This window comes from Streptomyces luteolus (genome assembly GCF_029968015.1).
Taxonomy (GTDB): domain Bacteria; phylum Actinomycetota; class Actinomycetes; order Streptomycetales; family Streptomycetaceae; genus Streptomyces; species Streptomyces luteolus.
In genome coordinates, this window is the sequence record NZ_JASCIS010000018.1 from 43,593 (window position 1) to 65,866 (window position 22,274).

Consider the following 22,274-nt stretch of genomic DNA (forward strand, 5'->3'; position numbering starts at 1 on the left):
GCTGCCCCGGCGCCCTCCTACGCCCGCCCGCGAAGGACCTTCGGCCCTCCCGACCCGGGCCGAGTCCGCGCAGGATGGAGGTATGAACGCGCTTCCGGTCGTCACCGCCGTCGATGGATCCGAACACAGCGTCAAGGCCCTGGAGTGGGCGCTGGCCGCCGCCCGTGAGCGAGGGGCGGAGCTCGTGGTCGCGCATGTCAGAACCGACTACGTGAAGAGCGTGCCGCTGCAGGGCGACATGCCGGTGATCCCGCTGCCCGAGCCCGACGAGACGCCCGTCCTCAAGGAGATGCGCCGACTTCTCGAAGGCCGCTCCGACCTGCCGCCCTACCGCACCGTCACCCTCGACGGCGCCCTGCCGTCCGCCGTGACCGCGCTCGGCGACGAGGCACAGCTGCTCGTCGTCGGCTCGCGCGGCCGTGGCGGCTTCGCCAGCCTGCTGCTCGGTTCGGTGAGCCGGGCCTGCGCGGCGCGGGCAGGCAGCCCGGTCGTCGTCGTGCCGCACGCCACGCGGGCCGAGTCGGTACGGCTGCCCGAGGGGACGCCGCCCGTCGTCCTCGGGCTCGAACCGGAGGAGACCGGCGACGCGGCTGTCGAGTTCGCCTTCGAGGAGGCCGCCCGCAAGGGTGCCCGTCTCGAGGTCCTGACCACGTACTCCGTACCGCTGTCCACGCTCACGGTCGTCGGCCCGTACGTCACCGGCGCGCACGACGACGAACGGCCGCAGATCGAGGCCGAGCTGTACGAGGCGCAGCAGCGGCGGCTCGAACCGTTTGTGTCGCGCCGGCCGGACGTCGAAGTCACGCGCCTCGTCGTCCCGGCGGACGCGGCGGGACGCCTCGTCGTCGCCTCGCGGACCGCCGGGCTGCTGGTGGTCGGCCGCCACCGCCGCCGGCTCTCCGCCGAGTCCTTCCTCGTCGGCTCCGCCGCCAACGCCGTACTGCTGCACGCGCACTGCCCGGTCGCGGTCGTGCCGTAGAGCGAGGGAACGGCCCGGGGAGACGGGTTGCCCTAGGCGGCGAGCCGGTCGAGGAGCCAGTCGGCCGACTGCGGGAGCCAGTCCGCGCGGGCGTTGCCGAGGAGGTGGTCGCCGTGCGGGACCACGACGTACGAACCGTGCGGCGCCTCCTGGGCCAGCGGCTCGCCGTCGACCACGCCCGGTGTCACGTCCTGGCCGCCGTCGACGACCCGCAGGGGACAGCCGATGCGCCGGGCGGTGCCGCGCAGGTCGACCAGCTCGGCGAACGCCCGCGCCGCCGCCGGGCTGCCGCAGCGCAGGGCCAGGGTCTCCGTGACGTACTGCGGCAGCGCGTCGGCGTGCAGGCGGTACGGGCCGCTCACCGTCAGGGCCGCCCGGATACGCGGCTCGTGCGCGGCGGCAGCCGGGCACGGGCCGGGACGCCCCGTCCGTGGCGGACGCGGTCCGGCGCGGCGACGTCGACGCGGGGCTCGGCCGTGTGCCCGTGCTCGACCCCCGAGCGGGCGCCGGGCTCGACCGGCGGCTCGTGCGGCTCGAACCGGTCGACGTTGTGCTGAGCGCCGACCACCCGCTCGCGCAGGCCGACCGGCTCCGCCCGTCCGACCTCCGCGACAGCGTGCTGCGGTACCCGGCGGACCTCGCCCGCCTCGATTTCCTCACCTGCTTCGCCCGCCGCTTCGGTGTGGAACAGTGCGTCGGGGCAACCAACTTGGGCCTGGAGCCGTTCCTCGACCAGGTGCGGGACGACCCGCGCTGCTTCTCCCTCTTCCCGGCCGACGCGGTGAGTGGGGGAGGGGAGCCGTCCGGTGTGCGTTTCGTGCCGCTGGTCGAGCCGACCCCGCTGTACGCCTGGTCCCTGGTGTGGCCCGAGGGGCGTGAGCCGGACCGCCTTGCCGAGCTGCTGGCCGCGTGCGCGCGGGTCGGCGGCCGAAGACGCTGGGTGGAGTTCGACCCGGCCCGCGACTGGCTGCCGGGTTCCGGGCCGGGTCAGTGAGTCAGCCCGCGCCGCCGCTGCCCCATTCGGTTTGCCGAAGCGGCCCACCCGCCGCTACCGCTACGGCCACCCCCGCCGAGGAGTATCGACGCTCAGGTCCGGCGCACTAGGGTCGATCCCATGACCTCTGCCGAACTCCCCACCGCAGGACGCAGGTTCGGTGGTCGCGTCGCCGTCGTCACCGGGGCCGCGTCCGGGATCGGGGCCGCGAGCGCGGTCCGGCTCGCGGCCGAGGGCGCGGCGGTCGTGCTCGCGGACGTGTCGGCGGAGCGCGGCCGGGACGTCGCCGCCGGGATCCGCGAGCGGGGCGCGCGGGCCGAGTTCGTGCGGGCCGATGTCGCGGAGCCCGACGACTGGCGCCGGGTCGCCGAGTCCGCGGCGGAGTTCGGCCCGGTCGGGGTGTTCGTCAGCAACGCCTTCACCGTGGACGTGACCCGCGCCCACGAGATGCGACTGGAGTCCTGGAACCGGCAGTTGGCCGTCAACCTCACCGGCTCGTTCCTCGGCTTCAAGACCCTGCTGCCCGAACTGCGCGCCCAGCGCGGCGCGGTCGTCCTCACCTCGTCCGTGCACGCGCACGCCGGCATCCCGGGCCACCCCGCGTACGCGGCGACGAAGGGCGCCCTGGTGTCGCTCTGCGGTCAACTCGCCGTGGAGTACGGCCCGGAGGTGCGGGTCAATGCCGTTCTGCCCGGGCCGATCCTGACCGGTGCCTGGGACCGCCTGTCGCAGGGGGACCGCGAGCGCAGCGCCGCCCAGACGGCGGCCGGCCGCCTCGGCGAGCCCGAGGAGGTGGCGGCGGCGATCGCGTTCCTCGCCGCCGAGGAGGCCTCGTACATCACCGGCTCCAGTCTGCTCGTCGACGGCGGGTGGACGGTGATGAAGGACTCGTCGTGACCCGAGCCTCTACGGCCATGGAGGGTGGAGGCCGTCTCAACTCGACTGCGCCGTAAGGGAGTCCACGAGGTCGGCGAGCGCGTCCGCGAGCCTGTCGAGGCCGGGTCCCGCAGGGCCGCCCGGCTCGGTCATGTACAGATCGCGGCGGATCTCCACCATCAGGGCCGTCACGCGCGGCTCGACACCGTAGAACTCCAGCGGCACATAGGTTCCGGCGAAGGGGCTGTTCCGGCCGGTCGCGCCGCAGCGTGCGAACGCCGACTCGGCCCGGTCGAGGAGCGCGGGCGGGGTGTGGAACGGGTCCGTGCCCAGACAGACGGGCGGCCGGGGGCCATCGCCGTGGAGTTCGTACGGCAGCCGGTGCGTGGGGTACGAGTGCACGTCCAGGATCACCGCGCGGCCGGCCGCGTCGAGCCGCTCGCGTACGGCTTCCGTCATGGCCTGCGCGTACGGGTGGAAGTACCGGTCGAGCAGCGGACCGTCGTCGAAGTCCGGGGAGCGGAGGGGGAGTTGACCAGTGGTGCGGGTGTAGACGGCGCCCATGCCTACCCGGCGCATCTCCTCGCGCTCGTCCGGGAAGCGCTCCGGGTCGACGACGAGCCGCGAGAGCCGGTTGACGAACTGCCACGGGGTGCGGCGCGCGGTGGCGGCGGTGCGGGCGGCGAGGATGTCGGTGTGCGCGTCGACGATGTGGTCCGACTCCCGGGCGAGCGCCGCGTCGTCAAGGACGATGCCGCCGCGCACCGCCCGCGGCACGGTCCGCGCGGCGTGCGGGACGTGCAGCAGGACGGGTGCGTCGGCGGCACCGGGGATCAGCGTGAAGGGCGGGTCGGCCAGGGCTTCCATGCACCCACCCTAGGCAGGGCGCGGGAACGCCCCGGGGGCTTCAGCGGTCGGCGTACACCACCCACACCTGGCCCTCCGCGAACGGCATCGGCCGCCCGTCGGGGAGCGTGAACGTCGTGCCCGAGTCGGCGTGCGGCCGGCTCCAGCGGGTCTCGTACGCCCGGCCGTCGCGCAGCACCGTCGCCGTGCCCTCGCCCACGGTCTTGATGTACGGGGTGGCCGCGCCGTTGACGTCCCGGTACGTGGACGGCTCCATCGCGACGTGCTGGATCACGACCGTGCGGGGCGCCATCTGGCGGCCGTTGGTCTGCATCGCGGGCGCGCCGTCGAACGACACCCGCCAGCGGCGCAGCGACGGCGACCAGCTGAAGGTGTGGCTCGCGGCGGTGTAGCGCACGGTGCGGCTGTCCGTCGGCACACCGCCCTGCGGGGCCGGGCCGAAGCGGAACCCGATGTCGGCGGCACGGCTGGCCTCGGGCGCCGTCCGCAGCAGCGCCTCCGGTTCGACGAACAGGTTGTGCGGGGCGGGCCGGTCCGGCTTGCGGAAGTAGGCCTCGGGCACCTTCTCGTGCGGCCGCACGTGGACCGGCGAGCGGTCCAGAAACTTGGTCAGGGAGCTGCGCACACCGGAGTACGCGAGCGCCGGGTTGCCGAACTGCCGCAGCAGCTCGACGTCCGACTCGCGGGCGCTGCGCACCGGGCCGACCGAGCTCGGCAAGCGGCTGGCGTACACACCCATCAGGCGGCTCATTCCGCCCTCGACCTTCTCGACGTACACCAGGTCGGCGTTGTCGAGGCCCTGGTGGGGGCGGGCCTTGCGCGAGTTGTCGAACTTCACCGCGAGCACCCGGCCCGGGTCGGCGGGCAGGCCGGTGAAGGGCGACACCTGGCTCGGCGGGCCCGCGGCCGGGCGGCCGTTGCCCCCTGAGCCCCGGCTCTGGGAGCCGGCCTCGGCCGCCGCGCCGAGGGTGAGCGCACCGGCCGCGACGAGCGCGAGCAGGCGCGCGCCGCGACGGGTGACGCGACCGGCGGCACGCTCCGTCCCGCGTGTGGTGCGGTCGGCGGTGCGACGCGTCGTGCGCGTGGTGCGCGTGGTGCGGTCGGCGGTGCGAGCCGTCGTGCGGGTGGTGCGGGTGGTGCGGTCGGCCGGTACAGATCTCGCTGTCATCGCAGCGCCTCCGTCGTCCCTTGCGTCCGGAGCGCCATGGCTTCCGGACTGGATTGGCTGGCGCAGTCCTTCCGTACGGCAGCGACGGGGTATCGCCGGGGCGGCCAACCGTCCGCGGGGCGTTCACCCTTTCCGGCCCGATCCGGTGGGCGCGCGGCGCGGGCACTTGTGCCCGGAGGCAACCGAATTCCACCGAATTCCACCGAATTCCACCGGATTTCGAGAGATTTTCCGTACGCGTGAAGCTGTGCGCAGCAGCCATCACGCGCGAGGCACCGGCTCTCACCGCGCGTCCAACAAGATGCCCCCGCCATCTGCCCCGGTGGCCCCGAGCATCGGTGGGGACGGACCGAACGACGTGCGAAGGAGCACGATGGGAGCACGGCACACCGCCGCCCGGCCCGCCAGGCCGGGTACGAGCCTTCCGCAGCTGGTGGGCTCGGGACTGGCCGCCGCCGCGGGCATGGCACTCGCCTCGGAACTGCATCTGTACGGCACCACGGCCGGCGCGGTGGTCTTCGCCGTCGCCGCGACCGCCGGAGCGCCGCTCATCCAACTCGCCCTGCACCGCGCGGGCGACGGCTGCGCGGCCCTGCTGCGAGCGGCCGGTCGCGGCCGACCGCGACCAGGCCCAGGCCCAGGCCCATGCCCCGGCCCGGGCGCGCGCCGCGCCCTCGCCCCGGTGGCCGTGGGTCTCGTGATCCTCGGCGCCGTCACGGTCACCAGCCCGAGCGTGGTCGCCGCGGCACAGCCCACCGAGGTCGCCCTCGACCACCCGCCGGCCCGCGACCCGGTCGAGCGCGGCAGTACGGACAAGGCTCCGTCGGTCCGCTCGCACGACACCAAGTCGACTACGCACAGGGGGAGTTGAGGGCTCTCGCGCGGGCTGCCGGTGCCCGAACTTCCCGCGCTACTCGACGGATCCCTGGTCCGCCCCGATGTTGCGGGTCTCCGTGAGCGGGTTGCCGAAGTAGTCGTGGCGGGTGCCGTCGTCCTCGGTGACCGAGCCCGCCCCCAGGGCCGGGGAGCCGGGGCGGAGCCGCAGGTCGTCCGGGGTGCGCGGGGCGGCCGAGCGCAGCAGCGGGTTGGCGTTCACGGCCTCGGGGTCGCGGGGCTGCGCGGTGTGCCAGTACAGGTTGTTGCGGTACGTGCTGACCGTGTCCTCGATGGGTGAGCCCGCGCCCGCCGCGCCGACGAAGACGTTGTCCTCGAACGTCGTGCCGGTCTGCCCGTTGTTGGAGACGAGGGCGGTGTCGGCGCGGTCCGTGACGACCGTGTTGCGGTAGATCCGGGTGTCGGTCGACGGGTTGCAGACGACGGAGATCACCGCGTACGGGTCGGTGGTGTTGCGGTCGTTGATGCTGACGTTGTCGTGGAAGCGGTTGCCGCGGGTCGTCATGCCCGCGCCGTTGCAGACGAGGAGGAAGCCGCCCTCGTTGTCGTGGCTGTAGTTGTAGCGGTAGACGTTGCGGTTGTTGCCGCCGTCGAAGTCGAAGGCCATCGAGTCACGGGTGCCGTGGCCGCCGGTGACCTCGTTGTACTGGTACAGCACGTCGTCCGAGTTCCAGGCCCAGATCCCGGCGTTGTAGCCGGCCGAGCGCATGTTGAAGCCGTCCACGTAGTTGTGCTCCACCAGCGCCTCGCGCGCGTTCTGTACGACGATGCCGTCGCCGCCGACGTCCCGGACGTCGTTGCCGCGGATCGTCAGGCCGGTGATCGCCTCCCAGCTGGTGCCCGGGCCTTCGGGGTGCTCGGGGCGGCGGCCCCAGGTGGAGGACGTCCCGATGCCGGTGCGGTCCACGTGCCGGACCGTGGAGTCCTCGATCCGGACACCGTCGAAGCGGGTCGGCCGCGTCGACCCCCGCACCGCGAAGAGGATGCCGCCCGAGGGGTCCGGATCCTTGAAGTCGGCGCCGTTGACGTCGTGCACGTCCACGCCGCGCACCGTGAAGTCCTCGGCCACGCCGTAGTCGGTGGCCTGTACGAGGATGCCCGCGCGGCGGTCCGTGGTGGTGGGGGTGCCGGTGTTGGAGACGTCCAGGTTCCGGATCCGCCAGTGCTCGGTGTTCACCAGATGCACGGTCGCCCGCGCCCCCGCGCCCTCCAGGCGGGGCTTCGCGCCCTTCCCGTACGCGTCGATCACGGCGGGAGAGCCCTGCGCGCCCGCGCCCTTCGGGGCCAGTACGCCGGTGCATTCCGTGCCGCGCCGGATCAGCAACTGGTCGCCCGGGCCGAGGACTTGACGGCTCGCCCGCTCCAGGGAGCGTCAGGCGGTGCCCGGTGCGGTCCCGGCGGCGGTGTCGTCGCCGCGCGCGCAGTCGACGTGGAACGGTGTCCCCACCGCACCCCGCGCCGAAGCGGCGGCGGGCGGTGTCCCCACGACGACGGTGGCGGCGGCGAGCGCGGTGGCGATGGTGATGGTGATGGTGACGGGGACGGGGACGGGGACGGGGAGGGTGACGGTACGGCGCAGGGGCATGACGCGCTCCGATCCGGTGGGGGCGCCGAGTCCGGCGGGGGTGCGGGCACGCTACTGGGGGCCGGTGTCGCGGGCCATGGACAAACGGCGAGCGCGCTTGGACACAGGCGCGTGGTGCTGTGGTGGTCGGGCTTGTGGTGGTCGGACCTGTGGTGGTCGGGCTTGTGGTGGTCGGGCCCGTAGTGGTCGGACCCGCGTTGGTCCGACCCGCGTTGGTCCGACCCGCGTTGGTCGGGCCCGAGGTGGTCGGGTCTGTGGAGTCCGTCCCGGGTGGTCAGTCCTCGGGATGGTCGCCGACCGCGCCGTCGATCAACTCCCGCACGATGTCCATGTGGCCCGTGTGCCGGGCCGTCTCCTCGATCATGTGGATCAACGCCCAGCGCAGCGACACCGGCTCCCCGGGCCAGGACGTGCCGAGTGCGTCCAACTCCAGCTCCTCGACAGTCGAGTTGGCGGCCGCCCGCGCCCGTCCGTAGAAGGCGATCACGTCCTCGGCGGTCTCACCCGGCATGATCCGCAGGTCCTCGCCCCCGTACGCGTCGGGCAGCGGTTCCGTCGGCCGGTCGAAGGTCGTGCAGAGCCAGCCGTACTCCACACACGCGAGGTGCTTGACCAGGGTCAGCAGGCTCGTACCGGTCGGCGTCAGCGGGCGGCGCAACTGCTCCTCGTCCAGCCCCCGCACCTTCCAGAGGACGACGTCCCGGTGCTGTTCCAGGCTCGCGAGCAGGCTCTCCTTCTCGCCCCCGGTCGGGGGTACGCGCAGTGTCATGGCGTGACGCTACGCCACGGACAGCCCCCGCGCCGCCCCCTCACTCCTTCACGTACACCACCCAGATCTGCCCCTTCGCGCAGTACAGCCGACGGCCGTCCTCCGTGCGGTAGTCCGTGGGGCGGTCCTTGGCCGTACGGGTCCATCTTCCGTCGTACGCACGGCCGTTGCGCAGCAGCAGGACGCGGCCCGAGCCGGTGGTCTCCGTGAAGGGGGAGACGCTGCCCCAGCGGTCCTGGAAGCGGGAGTCGCGGATCCGGGTGTACTGCACGAGCACCGTCGACGGGGTGAGCGCCGAGGGCTCGCCGTCCAGCTCCACGCGCCAGCGCTCGTCCTCCGCCGACCAGACGAAGCCGAAGCGGGCCGCCGGGTACCGCACCGTGTGCCGGGGCGTGTCCTTGCCGTCCGGCGGGCGGGGCCCGACGCGGAAGCCGAACGACGCCGGGTCGCAGGCGGCGGGCCGCGGATCGAGGCGGGCCGGGCGTACGTACAGGTTGTGCGGGGCGGGGCGGTCGGGGGCCCGGTAGAACGCGCCTTCCGCCTGGCTCGGCGTACGAGGTTCCAACGGCGCGGCGGCGATGAGGGGTCGGAGCTTCGACTGCGCACCGGAGTAGGCGAGCACCGGGCGTCCGTACTGCCCGAGCAGGTCCAGGTCGCTCTCCCGGGCACTGCGCACCGGACCCACGGCTTCCGGTAGCCGGCCTGTGGCGTACACGGCGAGGAAGCGGCTCAGGCCCGACTCGACCTGCTCGACGTGGACGACGTCCGCGCGGTCGAGACCGGTGTGGGGGCGGGCGGGGCCGACGTTGTCCACCTTCACCGCGAGCGGGAGGCAGCCCTTCTCGCCCGCGCCGGGCGGTCGCGGGTCGTCGGCCGCCTGCGGTTGCAGCGTGCAGCCCGCGAGCACGCCGGCCGAGCCGACCAGGAACGCCCGCCGCTGCAGGCCCCTGCCGGGGGGTGTACGTCTGCCCGCCTCGCCGTTGCCGGGGTATGTGGCTCTGCCTGTCTCACCGTCGACGCCGCTGTCCATGTCTCCACCCCATCCCGCGCCCCGTGTCCGGACACATACCCGCGGGGGGCGGTGGTCAGGCCTGTGCGGGCCGGGGTGTGTGGCCTGCTTCTTCTTCCCCCACCCCGCCCCTTCCCGAAGTCCTCGGCGGACAGCCCCGCGGACCTGCGGCCCCCGCTCCCCGCCCGGGGCTGCCGCCCCTGGACCCCGCTTCGGGGGCCAGCCCCCGGACCCCCGCTCCTCAAACGCCGGAGGGGCTGTATTTGCCCCCGCTCCTTGCACCCAGCTCCAGGTCCCCGCCCGGGGCTGCCGCCCCTGGACCCCCGCTCCTCAAACGCCGGAGGGGCTGGATTCGCCGCGCCCCGGGCCAGCGACCTCCCCGTCCGAAACCCGCCAGCGTCCCGCCCGCCCCCGCATGACCCTGGAACGCATGAGTACCAGCAAGGCCACCACTCGCGCCGGTAAGGCGACCGCGGCCACCAGTCCCTCCGAGCGCGTAGCCGCTGCCGACTGGGGTGGGATCGGGGGTGAGCTCGACGCGTATGGATGTGCGTCCACGCCTCCGCTGCTCACCCCGGACGTCTGTCGGGGGATCGCGGGGCTCTACGACGACGTCGAGCGGTTCCGGTCCACCGTCGACATGAACCGGCACCGGTTCGGTTCCGGCCAGTACCGGTACTTCGGGCACCCGCTGCCCGAGCCCGTCGCCGAGCTGCGTGCCGCGCTCTATCCGTATCTGCTGCCCATCGCCCGCGACTGGGCCGCGCGGCTCGGGCGGCCCGCGCCCTGGCCGGACCGGTTCGACGACTGGCTGGAGATGTGCCACGCGGCCGGGCAGCGGCGCCCGACGCCCATCCTGCTCACGTACGGCCCGGGGGACTGGAACGCCCTGCACCGCGATCTGTACGGCGACGCGGTCTTCCCGCTCCAGGTCGTCATCGGCCTCGACCGGCCCGGCATCGACTACACCGGCGGCGAGTTCCTGCTGGTCGAGCAGCGGCCGCGAGCCCAGTCGCGGGGCACGTCGGTGGTTCTGGAGCAGGGGAGAGGGCTGATCTTCACGACCCGGGAACGCCCCGTCCGCTCCGCCCGCGGCTGGTCGGCGGGGCAGATCCGGCACGGGGTGAGCACCGTCCGCTCCGGTACGCGACGCACCCTCGGCCTGGTCTTCCACGACGCGGCGTGAACCGTACGAAAGTTCACGGCGAGCTGTCGCCCGGCCTGCGCCGCCCGAGCACCTCCGCCAAGTCGTACGAGACCGGCTCCTCCAGCTGTGCGTACGTACAGCTTCGCGGGGTGCGGTCCGGGCGCCAGCGGCGGAACTGGGCCGTGTGCCGGAAGCGGGCCCCGTTCTCCATGTGGTCGTACGCCACCTCCAGCACGCGCTCGGGCCGCAGCGGGACCCACGACAGGTCCTTCTTGCCGGACCAGCGGCTCGGCGCCCCCGGCATCCGTGCCGACTCGTGCGCGGACTCCTCGGTCCAGGCCGCCCACGGGTGCTCCTCGGCCGACTCCGGGCGCAGCGGCTCCAGCTCGGCGATCAGCTCCTCGCGCCGCTGCATGGAGAACGCCGCGCACACGCCGACGTGCTGCAGGGTGCCCGAGTCGTCGTACAGGCCGAGGAGGAGTGAGCCGACGACCGGGCCCGACTTGTGGAAGCGGTAGCCGGCGACGACCACATCGGCGGTGCGCTCGTGCTTGACCTTGAACATCAGGCGTTCGTTCTGCCGGTAGCGGAGGTCGAGCGGCTTCGCGATCACGCCGTCCAGGCCCGCGCCCTCGTAGCTGCGGAACCACTCGGCGGCCAGCTCGGGGTCGGTGGTCGCGGGCGCCACGTGGACCGGTGGGCGGGCGTCGGCCAGGGCCATGACGAGTTCGGCGCGACGGTCTCCCAGGTACGAGTCGACCAGCGAGCGGTCGCCGAGCGCGAGCAGGTCGAACGCGACGAACGAGGCCGGGGTGCGCTCGGCGAGCAGCCGCACCCGGGACTCGGCGGGGTGGATGCGTTCCGTGAGCGCGTCGAAGTCCAGGTGGCCCTCGCGGGCGATGACGATCTCGCCGTCCACGACGCAGCGGCCCGGCAGATTGTCCTTGAGTGCCGCCACCAGCTCCGGGAAGTACCTGGTCAGCGGCTTGCCAGTGCGGCTGCCCAGCTCGATCTCGTCCCCGTCGCGGAACACGAGGGCACGGAATCCGTCCCACTTCGCCTCGTACTGCATGTCCGGCGGGATCTTCTTCACGGACTTGGCGAGCATCGGTTTGACGGGTGGCATCACCGGCAGATCCATGCATCGATTCTGCGCGCGTACGGCCGGTATCGCCCGGTGTGCGCGGGATGCGCGGTACGCCTACCGTGGCTCGCATGGGCGAAGCGGTGGAACTGGAGGCGGGCGGGCGGACCGTGCGCCTGTCCAACCCGGGCAAGGTCTTCTTCCCCGAGCACGGGTACACCAAGCTGGACGTCGCCCAGTACTACGCCGCCGTCGCGCCCGGCATCCTGCGTGCCCTGCGCAACCGCCCCACGACCCTGCAGCGCTACCCGGACGGCGTGACCGGCGAGTGGTTCTACCAGAAGCGGGCGCCCAAGAACATGCCCGACTGGATCCCCACTGCCCACATCACCTTCCCCAGCGGCCGCAGCGCCGACGAGATGTGCCCCACCGAGGAGGCGGCCGTCCTGTGGGCCGTGCAGTACGGCACGCTCACCTTCCACCCCTGGCCGGTCCGCCGCGACGACGTCGACAGCCCCGACGAACTGCGCATCGACCTCGACCCGCAGCCCGGCACCGACTTCGACGACGCGGTCCGCGCCGCCCATGAACTCCGTTCCGTACTCGACGAGTTCGGCGGTCTGCGCGGCTTTCCCAAGACCTCCGGCGGCCGGGGCCTGCACGTCTTCGTACCGATCGAGCCGCGCTGGACCTTCACGCAGGTCCGGCGCGCCGCCATCGCGGTCGGGCGGGAGCTGGAACGCCGGATGCCGGAGCACGTGACGATCAAGTGGTGGAAGGAGGAGCGCGGCGAGCGCCTCTTCGTCGACTACAACCAGACGGCCCGCGACCGCACCATCGCCTCGGCGTACTCGGTACGGCCACGCCCGCACGCACCGGTCTCCGCGCCGCTGCGCTGGGACGAGGTCGGCACGGCCCGCCCCGAGGACTTCGACATCATGACGATGCCCGCGCGCTACGCCGAACTGGGCGACGTGCACGCGGGCATGGACGACCACCGCTACTCGCTGCGGGCCCTCCTCGACCTGGCCGACAAGGACGAGCGCGACCACGGCCTCGGCGACCTGCCGTACCCGCCCGAATACCCGAAGATGCCGGGCGAGCCCAAGCGGGTCCAGCCGAGCAGAGCCAAGAAGGCGGCGCCCCCGGAGGAGGCGCCGCCCTCGACCACAGCCACCTGACGTCCCGGTGACTACAGCTCCTTGACGCGGATGTCCCGGTACGAGACGACATCCGTCACCCCGTGCACCTGGAGCCCCAGGTAGCCGGAGGCGTACCTGCGGCCGTCCGTGCCCGGGTCGTCTGCGCGCGGCGGCTCGAAGACCTGACCGCCCTTGTTGTCGAACTCGTTGATCAGCTTGCCGTTGCGGAACACCTGGTAGTGCTGGTCGACCACCCGGATCTCGTAGTCGTTCCAGGTGCCCTTGGGCGTGACCCCGGCGCCCGCGAGCCCGACCCGGTCGAAGCCGTACACCGAACCGGTCTTGTACATGTCGCCGTCGGGACGGTCGAAGACCTGCACCTCGTGCCCGTACTTGATGGCGACCCACTCCGGACGTGACTCCTCCGGGTGGTCGTGGACCTGCGGGAAGCGCACGAACACACCGGAGTTGGCGTTGCCGTCGCCGGGCGCGTCGTCCCGCCACTGCAGCTTCAGCGAGAAGTCGTCGTACTTCCGCTCCGGGAACCACAGCATGCCGAGGCCGGCCTTGGTCGTGCCCGAGGTCATCGAGCCGTCCTCGTTCAGGCCGAACGAACCGCCGCCCACGTGCTGCCACTTGGCGAACGACTCCTCCGAGCCGTCGAACAGCTTGCGGTAGCCCTCGGTCTGGCCCGGCTTGCCGATGCCGGACCGCTTCGCGGAGCGGTAGATCGTGCGCTGCTCGCGGGCGTCGACGACACCCTCTTCGACCAGCGCGTCAAGCACCTTGTCCACGTGCTTCAGGAACAGCGCCTGCGAGGACCAGTCCTTCTCGTCCTCGATCAGCTCGTTGATCGTGCAGCGGCTCTTCGTCATCCGGTTGGGCACCCCGCTGTCGACCGAGCCGACGAACACCGTCGCACGCTCGTCGTACTCCGGGCAGTTCGGCGCGGGCACGCCCCCGCCCTCGACGATCGTGAACGCCGCCTTCCGCGCCTCGGAGGTGTTCCCCGCCTTGTCGGTCGCCCGGTACGCCACCTCGTGCCGTCCGGTGCGGTCCACGACCAGCGGGTCGGTGTACGCCACGTACGGCGCGCCGTCGAGCGAGTACTCGACCTTGTCCACGCCCGAGTCGTCGTCCTTCGCGCTGACCGTCACCGTGGCCTTGCCGACGTACGCGCCATCGGAGTTGACCGTTCCGTCGACCTCCGCCGAGGTCTCCGGCGGCGTCCTGTCCTCCGCCGGAGGCGCCACGACGACGAAGTCCACGGCCTTCTCGGCGGCCGCGTTGCCCGCCTTGTCGGTGGCCCGGTAGCGCACCTTGTACGTGCCCGGGTCGTGGAACATCACCGGCGCCGCGTACGCCTGCCACTCGCCGGAGTCACCCACCGCGTACTGCACGGTGTTCACCCCGGAACCCGCGTCGGAGGCCGCCACGGTGACCGTCGCCATACCGACAAAGGCGCCGTCCGCGTTCTGCTCACCGGTCACCGTCGCCGAGGTCTCCGGCGGCGTGGTGTCGTCCGTGTCCGGGGCCACCACCGCGAACTCCACGGCCTTCTCGGCGGCGACGTTGCCCGCCTTGTCCGTGGCCCGGTAGCGGATCTTGTGGCTGCCGACCTGGTCGACCACCACCGGATTCGTGTACGGCTGCCAGGCACCGGAGTCCCCGACCGCGTACTCGACCTTCTCCACGCCGGAACCGCCGCTCTCGTCCGCCGCCGACACCGTCACCGCGGCCTGCCCGACGTACGCGCCGTCCGCGTTCTGCGTGCCGTCGACCTTCGCCGACGTCTCCGGGGCGGTGGTGTCCTCGCCGCCGCCCTCGGTCACCGTCAGGATGCCCTGCATCGAGCCGTGCCCGGGGATCGTGCAGTGGTACAGGTACCGGCCCGGCGTCAGCGTCACCTCGGCGGTGTGCTTGCCGCCCTCCGCGTCGGAGGGGTTGGCCAGGATGTTCAGCGGAACGTCGTTGTTGTACTCCGGGTCCGAGACGTCGAACGTCAACGTGTGCGGCATGCCCGTGGTGTTGCCGGTCGCCGCGCTGTTCTCGAAGACGATCGTGGTCTTGCCCGCCACCGCCGTGGTCGGCGCCGACAGGTACTTGTCGATCGGGTCACCGGCCGTCCAGGTCAGCACCTGGTTCACGGCCGCGCCCTCGTCCTGCACCGGCCGCGTGCCCGGGTCCGGCTGGCCGTACGCCGCCGGGGCGGTCAGGCCGAGCACCATCAGGAGCGCGGCGAGCAGAACCCGTAGGAATCTCCGTCTGTGTCTCACCGGTCAGCCCTTCCTGGCCAGCTGGTCGGCGCTCGGCGTGGCCGCGCCGCCCTCGTAAGTGACGCGCCACAGCGCCGACTTGGCGTCCGAGGTGAAGAAGCCGCGGCCGTAGTCCAGGACGTACAGCGAACCGTCCGGCGCGAACTTCCAGTCCATGAGGTTCTTGATGCCGTCGTTGCCGATCGGCACGATCTTCTTCAGCGACTCGGCGTGCACCGGGACCCCGCCCTTGCCGACCGTCTTCGGGTCGTTGAGCACCGCGTGCCGCGGCTGGTCCTGGTCGTAGAAGTCACCGACGAACCACTTGCCGTCCCAGTACGCCGGCCACTTGACGTCGCTCTCGCTGTCCTTGTCGTACCGGTACAGCGGCCCGTTCATCGCGGCCTGCCCGCCGCCCTTCAGCCACGGCAGGCGGAACGTCTGCTCCTCGGGCTTGTACGAGGGCACGCCGTTCTCGTCGCGCGGGAAGTCCGGGCCGCCGCCCGCGGGGGAGTACCAGATGGTGTTGGACGTCACCGGCGGCACGTTCACCAGGCCGTCGTTGTTCGGCGACTCGTTCTTCGGGGCGTCGCAGTCGTACCAGCCGAGCGGCTTCGTCGGGTCCGGCATGTTGCGGTCCCGGTACGGCTGCTTGTTGCCCATGCAGTACGGCCAGCCGTGGTTGCCCGGGCCCGTGATCGCGGCGAACGTGTCGTACTTCGCCGGGCCCCAGGTGGTCGACGGCTCACCGGCGTCGGGGCCGACCCAGCCCGCGTACAGCGTGTCCGTCTCCTTGTCGATCGAGATGCGCGCCGGATTGCGCACGCCCATCACATAGATCTCGCCGCGCGTCTTGCCGCCGCCCTCGTCCTCCTCCTCGCCGGTGAAGAGGTTGCCCTCCGGCAGCGTGTACGTGCCGTCCGGCTCCGGGTGGATGCGCAGGATCTTGCCGTTGAGGTTGTTGGTGTTGCCCGCCGTGCGGCGCGCGTCCGCGAACGAGACGCCCTTGAAGTTCGGCTCCGGGTTGTTGCCGGAGTAACCGTCGCTGAAGCGGCTGGAGTTGTTGTCGCCCGTCGCGATGTAGAGGTTGTCCTTCGAGTCCCAGGCCATGCCGCCGCCCGCGTGGCAGCAACTGTGGATCTGCACCGGCCACTTGAGCAGCACCTTCTCGCTGCCCAGGTCCAGCTTGTCCGTCGCCTGGTCGAGCGTGAAGCGGGAGACGCGGCGCTCGGCCATGTGCGTCTCGCGGTTGATCTCGGAGTGCGGCGTGTAGTGCAGGTACACCCAGCCGTTGTCCGCGAACTTCGGGTCGAGCTCGATGCCGAGCAGCCCCTCCTCGTTCTTGACGAGCTCGTCGCCGCCGCCCTTGTTGCCGAACACCGTGAGCGCACCGGCCAGTTGGACCTTCTTGGTCTTCGGGTCGTAGATGTGGATCTCGCCCTTGCCCTTGCCGATGTCCGGGTTGTTCCAGTCGGTCACCACGGGCTGCGAGGAGTCGGCGCCGCCGCGGCCGATGTAGAACACCCGCCCGTCCTGCGCCGTCACCAGGCCGTGCGGCTCACCGATCTGGTCGTTCTGCCCCGGCTGGTTGGGCTGCGTGACCCGCTCCGCCTTGTAGTTGCTGTTGATCGCGGCCTTGCAGTCGGCCCGCACCAGCCGGGTCGTCCACAGCAGGGCGCCCCGCAGATGGGTGCGGAAGTCCGCCTCGGAGTAGGAGTCGACGGTGCCGCCCATGCCGGTGTAGAAGGACCGCCCGCCGTCGTAGTCGCGGCACCAACTCACCGGGTGGTCGGGGCCGTTGGCGCCCTCACCCGGCTTGTACGTCGCCTCGCGCACGCGGGCCACCGTGTGCACGTCGCCGGAGGGGTTCTTCTCCCAGTTGAGCCATTTGTCGGGGCGCTTCCACTCCAGCGGGAGTTCCTTGGTGGCCGGGTGCTGCCGGTCGCCCACCTCGACGGTCGCGCGCTGCGCGGTGGCGCCGCTGCCCTTCGCGGGGCGGGCGCCGACCAGACCGGTGAACCAGTCCGAGTACGGCTCGGCGCGGGCCGCGTCATGGATGCCGAGGAAGCCGCCGCCGGCCTCCATGTACGCCTCCAGGCCCAACTCCTGCTCGGGCTCCAGGACATCGCCGCCGCCGGTCAGGAACACCACCGCGTTGAACCGGCCGAGCCGGCGCTCGTCGGTGAACACCGAGCCGTCGTCGGTGGCGGTGACGCTGAAACGCTGGGCGACGGGGCCGGACTGGCCGATCTTCTCGATGGCCTCGATCCCGGCGTTGACCAGCGGTGTCTCCTCGCTCGCCGAACCGTGGAAGAGCAGCACCCGCACTTTGCTCCCGCCCGGCGGCGACGGCAGCGACATCGTTGTCGCGGCCGTATCGCCGGGCCCCGGATACGGCCGCGCGGTGGCGGGCCCGGAGGCGAGGAGGCCCGCGGTGAGGGCTCCCACCGCGGTTCCGGTCGCCCAGAGCCTGCGAGATCTGTGTCTGCGTCGGGTCAACCCGTGGGAATCCCCGGGTTGTTGACGCGGTGCGCTCCGCATGTGGTCACCCACCCCTTTTCGGTCACAGCAACAGCGCCATGGAAGCTAGACCTCTTTCCGTGGTCCGCCAAGAGCTATGACCGCGATTGCACAAACTTTGTCCTGAGTGTGGATAAACGGAGATCCCGAAGCTACGGTGTGGGCCGTCCGATGGGCCAGGGAATCAACCCTGGAACCCGCCAATCTCGTTACGTCCCCGGGGAGTTCGGCGATGAGGGAAGCACTGGGCGGACAACTGGGAAGACGCGGATTCAACCGGCGCCTCTTCGCCGGAGGGGCCGCGGTCGCCGCAGGCCTGACATCGATGTCGGGGGCGCTTCCCGGCTCCGCGTCCCAGGCGGCGGAACGGGCCACCGGCACGAAACAGGCCGTGGCGAAGGGCGAGACCCGGCACATCAAGCTGTACGTCGAGAACCTCGCCGACGGACAGATGGGCTACGGCCTGGAGAAGGGCAAGGCCTCGATCCCCGGACCGCTCCTGGAGATGGTCGAGGGCGACACCCTGCACATCGAGGTGGAGAACCTCACCGACGTCGACGTCAGCCTGCACCCGCACGGCGTGGACTACGAGATCGGCAGCGACGGCACCCGGCACAACAACAGCCATGTCGAGCCCGGCAAGTCCCGTACGTACACCTGGCGCACGCACGCCCCGGGCCGCCGCAAGGACGGCACCTGGCGGGCGGGCAGCGCGGGCTACTGGCACTACCACGACCACGTCGTCGGCACCGACCACGGCACCGGCGGACTGCGCAAGGGCCTCTACGGCGGGCTGATCGTGCGGCGCGAGGGCGATGTCCTGCCGGACAAGACGTACACGATCGTCTTCAACGACATGACCATCAACAACCTCCCCAAGGGGCCCGACCTCAAGGCCACGATGGGCGACCGCGTCGAGATCCTGATGATCACGCACGGCGAGTACTACCACACCTGGCACATGCACGGTCACCGCTGGGCGGACAACCGCACGGGCATCCTCACCGGCCCCGACGACCCCAGCCAGGTCATCGACAACAAGATCACCGGCCCCGCCGACTCCTTCGGCTACCAGGTCGTCGCGGGCGAGGGCGTCGGCGCGGGCGCGTGGATGTACCACTGCCATGTGCAGAGCCACTCCGACATGGGGATGGCGGGCATGTTCCTGGTGGCGAAGCCGGACGGGACGGTGCCGGGGCATGGTGGGGGGCACGGGGGGCACTAGGGGCCCCGAAAGGGGCGCGGGGAACTGCGCGCCCAGCCACGACGGCGGGAAAGCCGACCGACAGCGCCGCAGGCTTTCGGGAAGGGGCGGGTAGGGGAACCAATCCAGCCCCGGCCGACCCTGCGGGTCGGCCGACCGCCGGTGGATATCCTGGCCGGATCGCCGTACCCCCTCCGGCCCGAGGAGTGACCCCGAACGTGCCCGACCCGCGTCCCACCCTGGAAGCCGTCGCCGCCCACGCGGGCGTCTCCCGCGCCACCGTGTCCCGCGTCGTCAACGGCGGTGCGGGCGTGCGCAGTTCACTCGCCGAGAAGGTCCTCCGCGCGGTCGACGAACTGGGTTACGTGCCCAACCAGGCCGCCCGCTCCCTCGTCACCCGGCGCCACGACGCGGTCGCCGTGGTCATCGCCGAACCCGAGACGCGCGTCTTCACCGACCCCTTCTTCGCCCAGCAGTTGCGCGGCATCAGCAAGGAACTCACCGCCCAGGACTCGCAGTTGGTGCTGCTGCTCGTCGAGGGCAAGGACGACTACGCGCGTGTGGGCCGCTATCTCGCGGGCGGCCACGTCGACGGGGCGCTGGTGTTCTCCGTGCACCTCGACGACGAACTCCCGGACATCATCCGGGGGTCCGCCCTGCCCACGGTGTTCGGCGGCCGCCCGGACCGCGGCGGCCGGCGCACCCCGTACGTCGACTGCGACAACCGCGGCGGCGCCCGTGAGGCCGTACGGCATCTGCGGTCCCTGGGGCGGGAGCGGATAGCGCACATCGCGGGACCGCTCGACCAGACCTCGGCCGTGGACCGCCTCGACGGCTACCGCGACGTCCTGCCGGAGGCCGACCCGGCGCTGGTCGCACGCGGCGACTTCACCCCGGCAGGCGGCGAGCGCGCGATGCGAGAACTCCTGGCCCACAACCCGGACCTGGACGCGGTGTTCGCCGCCAACGACCTGACGGCGGCCGGGGCGCTCAGGGTGCTGCACGAGCACGGGCGGCGCGTGCCCGAGGACGTGGCGGTCGTCGGCTTCGACGACATGGAGCCCGTCGCGGAGCAGACAAACCCGCCGCTCACCACCGTGCGCCAGGACATCGAGGAGATGGGCCGCCTGATGGCCCGGCTGCTGCTGCGCGCGCTGGAACGGGGCGGTGACCAGGCGGATTCCCTGGACACCGCCCCGGCCTCGGTGATCACGCCGACGGCACTGGTGCGGCGGGCCTCGGCCTGAGCGCCAGCCCCGCTCACCCGGTCAGGAGCCGACCGACACCGTGAAGCGCCGCGGGTTCCCGTCGTGGGCCGCGCCCGACACGTCCGGCTCGCCGTCGGGACGTACGTCGTCGTACGGGAAGGCGTACCCGATCGGCGAGTTGGCGTGGACGACCCGCGCCCAGTGGTTGGTCGTCGCGTCCTTGTAGTAGTCCGCCGCCGTGGTGCCGTTCGGCTGCTCGGGGTGGCTGAGCATGATGCTCCGGTTGAAGCCCGCCGCGAGCCGGGCGATCAGGCCCTTCTTGTCGTCCGGGTCGTCCGGGTTGTTGGTGAACGGGCCGTGGTTGCAGGTGAAGACGTCCTTCGAGGTCGGCTTGGCGAAACTGTGCCCGCCGTCGAAGGTCAGCGTGTCCCCGCTGACCCGGCCGGCCTGCACACCGCGGCCGCCCTGCAGGTCGATGCGCAGGTCCTCGGAGCGGTACTTGTCCCAGACCTGGTCGATGTAGCCGTTCCACAGGTCGCGGAAGGGCATCTCGTCCGGCCGGTCGAACCAGGGGGCCATCAGGTTCTGCGGCGAGATCACCCGCAGCACCTTCCCGTCCCCGCCCCTGATCACCAGCTGGTCCCACGGCTGCCCGTCCTTCGCGGTCTGCGCCGCCAGGTCGTCCGCGATCTTCTGCACGGCCCCGTCGGGCAGCGGCGCCACGTCGTGCGTACCGTCGCCCACCAGCTTCAGCCCGATCGGCAGCGCGGTCACGAGGTCGACATAGCTGATGTTGGCGTACAGCTGCTGCGGGTTGAACGTGAACTCGCAGAACGACCAGGTCCGCCCGTAGTTGGGGTCCTCCTTCGTCGCGAACGCGGGCTCTACGAGGGAGGGGCCGGGGTTGAGGAAGAAGTCCAGCTTGTCGTCGCGTACGAAGTACACCCGGGCGCCGAACATCTGAGGAAGCGTCAGTACGACCGGGGCCTCGCCGGGGCCTCCCAGCGGGATGGCGCAGTCGACGGGCAGCGGGGTCTGCGGCTGGGCGGGCGACTCTGGCCGGTACACGCTGCCGTCCGGCCGCAGCAGCACCCAGCGGTCGGTGCCCTGCTCGTGCCCGGTGACGTACGCGTGCACCGTCCCCGTCAACGACTTGTTCTCCAGGGCGAGTTCACAGGTATCCGGTGCGGCCTTGGCGCTGGGGCTGAGAGCGCTTCCCCAGATGGGGTAGGTCAGCGCGGTGGCGGCACCCGCGGTGGCGGTCAAGAACACTCGGCGCGATATCACGGAGTCTCCTGGGGTGTGGGGGAACGCGGGGATGGGGGCGTCCGCGTGCCGACCACCTTGGCCAAGTCCCGTACAGGCGTCAAGAGTTGTGGCTGAGAGCGCTCTCTTCGGGAAGGTTCCTTCATAAGTCGGTGGGCCGGGGAGGGTCGGCGGGGCATGCGCGACGCCGAGGGGGGGCACGCACGACGCCGAGGGGGGCACGCGCGACGCCGAGGGGTGTGGTCTCGCTTCGGGGCGCGATTGTCAGTGCCGGGTGCCAGACTCGAAGAGGCAGCACAGACGGGACCCTCAAGGAGCGCTCATCATGCTCACCACCCGCTTCGTCACCGGCTCACTGACCTGGGCGGACCTCGGCACCCCGGACATCGAGCGGGCCAACGGCTTCTACGGCGGCGTCCTCGGCTGGACGTCCGAGGGTGACAGCGAGAAGTTCGGCGGTTACGTGACGTACCGCAGCGGCGGACAGTCCGTGGCAGGCGGCATGCAGCTCCCGGAGGCGGAGGCCCCGCCCTCCTGGTCGCTCTATTTCCGCACGCCGGACGCCGAGGCCACCGCGAAGGCGGTCGAGCGGGCCGGAGGCACGGTCGTCCTGGAGCCGATGGACGTCGGCGACCTGGGACGGATGGCGGTGTGCACGGATCCGACGGGCGCGGGGTTCAGCGTCTGGCAGGCCGGCACGATGCCCGGCTTCGAGGCCGTGCAGCGTCCGGGCTCGCTCTGCTGGGCCGAGCTGTACACCTCGGACGTCGCCGCGGCCTCCGCGTTCTACAGCACGGCGATCGGCCTGCAGACGTACGAGATGCAGTTCCCGGGCGGTTCGTACACCACGCTGTATCCGGAGGGCACGGACCCGGACGCGATGTTCGGCGGCGTGGTGCCCAAGGAGGTCGACGCGCTGGAGGCCGAGGAGCCCTCGCACTGGCTGCTGTACTTCGAGGTCGACGACTGCGACGCGGCCGCCGCGAAGGCCGGGGAGCTCGGCGGCTCGGTGGGGGTGGAACCGACGGACGTGCAGGACGTGGGCCGCATCGCCAAGCTGGCCGATCCGTTCGGTGCGAGGTTTGCGGTGATGCGGTCTGCTGTGCGGGTGGGGGAGTAGGGGGTCGGTGGGGTGCGGGTCGACTCGGGCCCCGTCACGGGGGCTGCGCCCCCGGGCCCCCGGCTCCTCTGACGAGGCTGTCATTCGGCTTGCGCACCGTCGTGGCTGGTCGCGCAGTTCCCCGCGCCCCTTAAGAGCCCGCCCCTCCGGGACTTAATCCAGCCCCTCCGGCGTTTGAGGAGCGGGG

The 22,274-nt window shown here is 71.9% G+C and carries 20 protein-coding genes; 9 read left to right on the top strand and 11 right to left on the bottom strand.

The features are described 5' to 3' along the window. Positions 1–82 precede the first annotated feature (82 nt). A complete protein-coding gene (locus QIT00_RS19035; RefSeq protein ID WP_282536496.1) occupies positions 83–979 on the top strand; it encodes a universal stress protein in 897 nt (298 codons plus the stop codon). 32 nt (positions 980–1,011) lie between these two features. Here QIT00_RS19035 and QIT00_RS19040 read toward each other — a convergent pair whose 3' ends face one another. Then, a complete protein-coding gene (locus QIT00_RS19040) occupies positions 1,012–1,341 on the bottom strand; it encodes an alpha/beta fold hydrolase (protein WP_282536497.1) in 330 nt (109 codons plus the stop codon). Positions 1,342–1,409: 68 nt separating this feature from the next. Here QIT00_RS19040 and QIT00_RS19045 point away from each other — a divergent pair, with 68 nt between their 5' ends. Then, complete coding sequence (locus QIT00_RS19045) at positions 1,410–1,973, top strand: substrate-binding domain-containing protein (protein ID WP_282536498.1); 564 nt, start codon at positions 1,410–1,412, stop codon at positions 1,971–1,973. A gap of 120 nt (positions 1,974–2,093) precedes the next feature. After that, positions 2,094–2,870 carry an SDR family NAD(P)-dependent oxidoreductase gene (locus tag QIT00_RS19050; RefSeq protein ID WP_282536499.1) on the top strand — a complete coding sequence of 259 codons (777 nt, stop codon included), beginning with the start codon at positions 2,094–2,096 and terminating at the stop codon, positions 2,868–2,870. A gap of 36 nt (positions 2,871–2,906) precedes the next feature. Here the strand turns inward: QIT00_RS19050 and QIT00_RS19055 are convergent, their stop codons facing one another. Together QIT00_RS19055 and QIT00_RS19060 are read right to left on the bottom strand one after the other, a co-directional pair. Beyond that, on the bottom strand, positions 2,907–3,716 hold the full coding sequence (locus QIT00_RS19055; RefSeq protein WP_282536500.1) for an N-formylglutamate amidohydrolase: 810 nt from the start codon (positions 3,714–3,716) through the stop codon (positions 2,907–2,909). 40 nt (positions 3,717–3,756) lie between these two features. Then, positions 3,757–4,884, bottom strand: a complete 1,128-nt coding sequence (locus QIT00_RS19060) for a DUF3048 domain-containing protein (RefSeq protein WP_282536501.1) — start codon at positions 4,882–4,884, stop codon at positions 3,757–3,759. Between the two features lie 373 nt (positions 4,885–5,257). On the opposite strand from QIT00_RS19060, the gene QIT00_RS19065 reads away from it, so the two are divergent. Continuing rightward, complete coding sequence (locus QIT00_RS19065; protein WP_282536502.1) at positions 5,258–5,755, top strand: hypothetical protein; 498 nt, start codon at positions 5,258–5,260, stop codon at positions 5,753–5,755. A 39-nt stretch (positions 5,756–5,794) separates the two neighbouring features. Here QIT00_RS19065 and QIT00_RS19070 read toward each other — a convergent pair whose 3' ends face one another. From QIT00_RS19070 to QIT00_RS19085, 4 genes are all read right to left on the bottom strand, one after another. After that, positions 5,795–7,102, bottom strand: a complete 1,308-nt coding sequence (locus tag QIT00_RS19070) for a right-handed parallel beta-helix repeat-containing protein (RefSeq protein WP_282536503.1) — start codon at positions 7,100–7,102, stop codon at positions 5,795–5,797. A gap of 48 nt (positions 7,103–7,150) precedes the next feature. After that, a complete protein-coding gene (locus tag QIT00_RS19075) occupies positions 7,151–7,363 on the bottom strand; it encodes a hypothetical protein (RefSeq protein WP_282536504.1) in 213 nt (70 codons plus the stop codon). A 274-nt stretch (positions 7,364–7,637) separates the two neighbouring features. Further along, entirely contained in the window at positions 7,638–8,132 is a 495-nt protein-coding gene (locus tag QIT00_RS19080) for a DinB family protein (protein ID WP_282536505.1), read from the bottom strand. A 40-nt stretch (positions 8,133–8,172) separates the two neighbouring features. Next, entirely contained in the window at positions 8,173–9,162 is a 990-nt protein-coding gene (locus tag QIT00_RS19085; RefSeq protein WP_282536506.1) for a DUF3048 domain-containing protein, read from the bottom strand. Positions 9,163–9,571: 409 nt separating this feature from the next. Here QIT00_RS19085 and QIT00_RS19090 point away from each other — a divergent pair, with 409 nt between their 5' ends. Further along, a complete protein-coding gene (locus QIT00_RS19090; RefSeq protein ID WP_282536507.1) occupies positions 9,572–10,327 on the top strand; it encodes a 2OG-Fe(II) oxygenase in 756 nt (251 codons plus the stop codon). A 13-nt stretch (positions 10,328–10,340) separates the two neighbouring features. Here the strand turns inward: QIT00_RS19090 and QIT00_RS19095 are convergent, their stop codons facing one another. Continuing rightward, on the bottom strand, positions 10,341–11,429 hold the full coding sequence (locus QIT00_RS19095) for an ATP-dependent DNA ligase (protein ID WP_282536508.1): 1,089 nt from the start codon (positions 11,427–11,429) through the stop codon (positions 10,341–10,343). Positions 11,430–11,503: 74 nt separating this feature from the next. Here QIT00_RS19095 and ligD point away from each other — a divergent pair, with 74 nt between their 5' ends. Continuing rightward, positions 11,504–12,553 carry a non-homologous end-joining DNA ligase gene (ligD, locus tag QIT00_RS19100; protein WP_282536509.1) on the top strand — a complete coding sequence of 350 codons (1,050 nt, stop codon included), beginning with the start codon at positions 11,504–11,506 and terminating at the stop codon, positions 12,551–12,553. An 11-nt stretch (positions 12,554–12,564) separates the two neighbouring features. Here the strand turns inward: ligD and QIT00_RS19105 are convergent, their stop codons facing one another. Beyond that, positions 12,565–14,742 (bottom strand): OmpL47-type beta-barrel domain-containing protein, encoded by a 2,178-nt coding sequence (locus QIT00_RS19105; protein WP_282536603.1) that lies wholly within the window; start codon positions 14,740–14,742, stop codon positions 12,565–12,567. Positions 14,743–14,793: 51 nt separating this feature from the next. Beyond that, positions 14,794–17,310: a ThuA domain-containing protein gene (locus QIT00_RS19110; protein WP_282536510.1), complete on the bottom strand. Its 2,517-nt coding sequence runs from the start codon at positions 17,308–17,310 to the stop codon at positions 14,794–14,796. 211 nt (positions 17,311–17,521) lie between these two features. Here QIT00_RS19110 and QIT00_RS19115 point away from each other — a divergent pair, with 211 nt between their 5' ends. Together QIT00_RS19115 and QIT00_RS19120 are read left to right on the top strand one after the other, a co-directional pair. After that, on the top strand, positions 17,522–18,514 hold the full coding sequence (locus QIT00_RS19115; RefSeq protein ID WP_282536511.1) for a multicopper oxidase domain-containing protein: 993 nt from the start codon (positions 17,522–17,524) through the stop codon (positions 18,512–18,514). Positions 18,515–18,711: 197 nt separating this feature from the next. Beyond that, positions 18,712–19,740, top strand: a complete 1,029-nt coding sequence (locus tag QIT00_RS19120; RefSeq protein ID WP_282536512.1) for a LacI family DNA-binding transcriptional regulator — start codon at positions 18,712–18,714, stop codon at positions 19,738–19,740. A gap of 21 nt (positions 19,741–19,761) precedes the next feature. Here the strand turns inward: QIT00_RS19120 and QIT00_RS19125 are convergent, their stop codons facing one another. Further along, entirely contained in the window at positions 19,762–20,988 is a 1,227-nt protein-coding gene (locus QIT00_RS19125) for a glycoside hydrolase family 64 protein (RefSeq protein WP_282536513.1), read from the bottom strand. Between the two features lie 304 nt (positions 20,989–21,292). Between QIT00_RS19125 and QIT00_RS19130 the strand changes: the two genes are divergently transcribed. After that, complete coding sequence (locus QIT00_RS19130) at positions 21,293–22,087, top strand: VOC family protein (RefSeq protein WP_282536514.1); 795 nt, start codon at positions 21,293–21,295, stop codon at positions 22,085–22,087. The last annotated feature ends 187 nt before the right edge of the window (positions 22,088–22,274 follow it).